Origin of the sequence: Mesorhizobium sp. M7D.F.Ca.US.004.03.1.1, assembly GCF_003998635.1 — a bacterium.
Taxonomy (GTDB): Bacteria; Pseudomonadota; Alphaproteobacteria; order Rhizobiales; family Rhizobiaceae; genus Mesorhizobium; species Mesorhizobium loti.
In genome coordinates this window covers 1-3479 of record NZ_RZQG01000643.1, presented here as the reverse complement: position 1 = coordinate 3479, position 3479 = coordinate 1, and the positions used below count along the sequence as shown (strand labels likewise).

General features: G+C 58.6%; 4 protein-coding genes and 1 pseudogene. All 5 read right to left on the bottom strand.

All coding sequences use genetic code 11. The features are described 5' to 3' along the window. Positions 1-164: 164 nt before the first annotated feature. On the bottom strand, positions 165-350 hold the full coding sequence (locus tag EN935_RS27130; protein ID WP_127373806.1) for a hypothetical protein: 186 nt from the start codon (positions 348-350) through the stop codon (positions 165-167). A 375-nt stretch (positions 351-725) separates the two neighbouring features. Next, positions 726-926 (bottom strand): DUF768 domain-containing protein, encoded by a 201-nt coding sequence (locus tag EN935_RS27125; RefSeq protein ID WP_127373805.1) that lies wholly within the window; start codon positions 924-926, stop codon positions 726-728. After that, positions 923-1780 (bottom strand): ATP-dependent DNA ligase, encoded by an 858-nt coding sequence (locus EN935_RS27120; RefSeq protein WP_127373804.1) that lies wholly within the window; start codon positions 1778-1780, stop codon positions 923-925. The genes EN935_RS27125 and EN935_RS27120 overlap by 4 nt, the downstream gene beginning before the upstream one ends. Before the next feature lie 15 nt (positions 1781-1795). Further along, entirely contained in the window at positions 1796-2098 is a 303-nt protein-coding gene (locus tag EN935_RS40940; protein ID WP_164771369.1) for a hypothetical protein, read from the bottom strand. A gap of 1061 nt (positions 2099-3159) precedes the next feature. Next, positions 3160-3479: pseudogene (locus EN935_RS41495) on the bottom strand (hypothetical protein); the annotation flags it as partial.

Genomic DNA, 3479 nt, shown 5'->3' with positions numbered 1-3479 from the left:
AGCGAGGGCCGGTCGGAGGCCCGATCCTCGGCAGGCAATGGAGAGCACCGCCTGCCGCCAGCCACAAATTTTTAGAGGCGACTAATGTTCCATCAATCGCTACTTTCGTTCAAAGGTCGGCTTCTTGGTTGCGCCTGCCCACATCGGCGATGGCGGCAATTTCTCTAGTTCTCCGCGTGGCTAAAAACGACAGTGCCGTTTTCCTTGCGAACTTCAACGGACACGATCCCATCGTCGCCCTTCCGGGTCTGAAACATGGAGATTGCATGATCCCTTGCCGCTTTCTCGGCGTCGAACATTTCCTTGTCGACGATGCCCTGTGTTCCATACCAGATGACAGTAAAGGCCATTTTCGCTCGTCCTTCGCGGCAGGCACCACAGGAATTGTAGTCGGTTGGGACGGAAAGTCACACAGTAGCTAACGGCGCTAGGCGTGGGCAGGCTCGACAGACCCGTAAGGTTTACCAGCCAGAATTCTAGCTTCCCGCACAAGCGATGACCAATTGTAGCGCGCCAAGGACGGCGATAAGCTGGCGGGGTTGATCCTGGGCGATGCCTGTTTCTCTCACGAGCCGCCGAATTTTCGCGTCGTTCATCGCCCTCGGCTTTGTCGGATTCGTCAGCCAATAGTGTGACCCTTCCGTATGGACCCCCTTCACCGGAGATCGCTACCATCGCCGCAACAGGAGGATTATATTCCTCGCCTGCCTCGTCGCAAGAGGTGGTCAGCGCAAATCCTGCATGATGAACTGGTAGATTTGGCAAGTTTCTTCATCAATCTCTTCGCCGGGAATGCCTTGCGCTTTAGCCGCCCGTTTTGCGTCCACGGCCATCTCAATCACCATCAGGACCGGATCGACGATCGGATCGTCCGGCAGATGGCCCGATATCCAATGATAGAGAAAGTCCCTCCCACGCTTGCTCATTCTTCCCGGAAGTCCTGCAGAGAAGCGTGCCGCAAATCCTCTTCGCCGCGCAAGTGTTTGACACGCCCGATCAGCCCGGGCTTTACCCATTGCGTCGCCGGTCGCATCATTCCCTTTGGCGCCGTCCCTGCGTAGGCCTGGACACGCTGCCAGAGCCGCTCGCGCATTTCCCTGTTCAAGGTGAGAAAGGCAGACCCGACATAGCGCCCGGTGCCGCGCTCAGCCATCAAGGCAAAGGCCGGCTTGCCTGCCTCGCGCTCGACGCCGAGCAAATTGAATTCGTCGATAGTGTAGCATTTTGCCTTTAGCCAACTGGTCGACATGCCGCTGCGGTATTTGCTGTCACGGCGCTTCGACACCATCCCCTCCAGCCCGGCTTGGTCGAGCAGGTGATAGATCGCCTTCGCATCGCCTGGCAGAGGCTCGCTGAACTGGATCCGGCCGCCGGGCTCGATCACGCTGGCCAGGATCTCGCGACGCTCCTCCAGCGCCATATCGCGCAGGTCGTGGCCATTGAGGTGGAGCAGATCGAACGCGACGAAGTACAGGTCGTGCTGCCTGCGGGTGATCGCCTTGCGCAATTCGCCGAAGTCGGACAGGCCGGCGGCGTTCAGGACGACGATCTCGCCTTCGACGATCGCACTCTCGGCGCCAAGGCTCGCCGCCTCTTTCACAAGGTCGCGATACTTGGCTGTCCAGTCGTGGCCGTTGCGCGTGTAAATCCGGGTGCCATCTTCGGCGATGATGAGCTGCGAACGATAGCCGTCGAACTTAACCTCATGAATCCAGTCGACGCCTTCGGGAGGCTTTTCGACCATGGTCGGCAATAACGGCTCGACGAACTTCAGACGCACCCGCAACCCGGCCGCTCAGTCAGAATAAGCTAAAATAGCTCCTAAATCTGGAAACCAAAATTCCCTTCGTACGTTCTGGCGCTCACAACGATCTGGAGGGTCGCGCGATGGGCGAATTTTAGCGCTCTCCATCAAGCTGGTAGACGGCTTCAACATAAAGGTTTCTTCCATCTGCGAAGCCGAGAGCTCGTAGGTCAATGGCGAAACAAAGAGGCGGCACCTTACAACGACGCGTATCGGCTTATTGCCGCAGCCAAGGACGGCACCTGCAATTCGGCTATCGCTTTCGCGGCGTTTAAAGCCGCCGGTATCGACCAAGGACTGTTGAAGCCCACAGGCAAGAGTGCAGCGCTTAAGATGCTGGATGACGTGAGCGAGGAGCCCCAGACATGACAAAGCTGTCGGCCAACCACCCCCCAGCACGCCACACGGGCGCGACCTTATCCGGCAGGAAGGCCATTTCTACAACTGCCCGAACTGCGGCCAGAACGTCGCTCAGCGCAATCTGCGTCAGGTCTTCTGGCACAAAGAGCCTGGGGCATGATCCGCTTTGAGCCAAAGCCACGGGCGAGGATTCTCCAAGTTCGCGAGTAGAAAAGAAACCCCGCGGCCCCACTCACGGCAGCGGCGGGCCGTCCGTCCCTAGGGATTAACTAGACTTGCTGGGGTGTTGGTTTGCCCCTGCTGGGCACGGCAACACAAACGCGATGCCAGGAAAGCTGTACCAGAACAGCAAGCTTCACCGGGCGGTAATGTACCACACGGAAAGTGAAAAAACTTGCCAGCCATGAGGCCAGCGGGCAGTTTACGGTATCGACCCATCCCGATCAAATTAGAGGCAGTTTCACAAAACGCAAATGTTAGGTATCACTAATAAAGACGATTCGCGGTGGTGGTCCGCCATGCCATATCAAATCAGAGAATATCTCGCGGGGCGGATGATCGCCGAATACCGCGCTGAGGCACCGACATCCTACCGCACTGCCGAGCAGGCAACGAAACGCCCGGTGACGCTCCACCGGACGGGAAACTACTTCCTTGAAGTGACCGACGAGACCAGCGGGCGAGTGTTCGCCTTTCCAATACGCAGACTTGCCCTACTGAGGTCGTGGCGAAGCGCTCCGCGGTCCTTTAAACCCGCCACCTTGTTGTAGGCGGCTGCTTCATTTGCGGTGTCAAAGGGCATTGCAGTAGTCGTCGCATTTACCGCAAACGGCCAGGAACGGAAGGCCGGCCAGAGGTGGTAACAGACAACGTATACCGGGCGGGCATCTCCAGCGCTCATGTCGCATCACTAGTCTAGCCGGTTATTCCTAATCCGCGCCCTGACGACGAAAACTGCCCGCCACCTTTCGGCGGCGGGCTTGCGCTCAGTCGCCTTAACGCCGAGCTATAAGCAGACAAAGCTGGCGCAGGTCACGGTCGTAGGTGCCCGAACTTGCGAGCACATCGGCGCAGCGCTTCTTCATCCGCGCAACTTGACTTTCAGACATCTGGGCGACGACGCCTGGCAAGCGCGACTTGCTTGAACTCACCGCAGATGAGGGATTGGAGGGATCAACGGAATTGACGGCCTCGACTCCAACTCCAACGCCCAAACCGACGCCACTCGCTCCGCCAACCGTCGCGCCTAGTCCAGCATTCACGCCGTTGGTGCCACCTATGCTGGCTCCGGCGCCGGCGTTGGCTCCGTTGGCCC

Bases quoted from the DNA above. Each gene is read 5' to 3' on its own strand.
- EN935_RS27130 (WP_127373806.1), bottom strand. From the start codon at position 350: ATGGCCTTTACTGTCATCTGGTATGGAACACAGGGCATCGTCGACAAG.
- EN935_RS27125 (WP_127373805.1), bottom strand. From the start codon at position 926: ATGAGCAAGCGTGGGAGGGACTTTCTCTATCATTGGATATCGGGCCAT.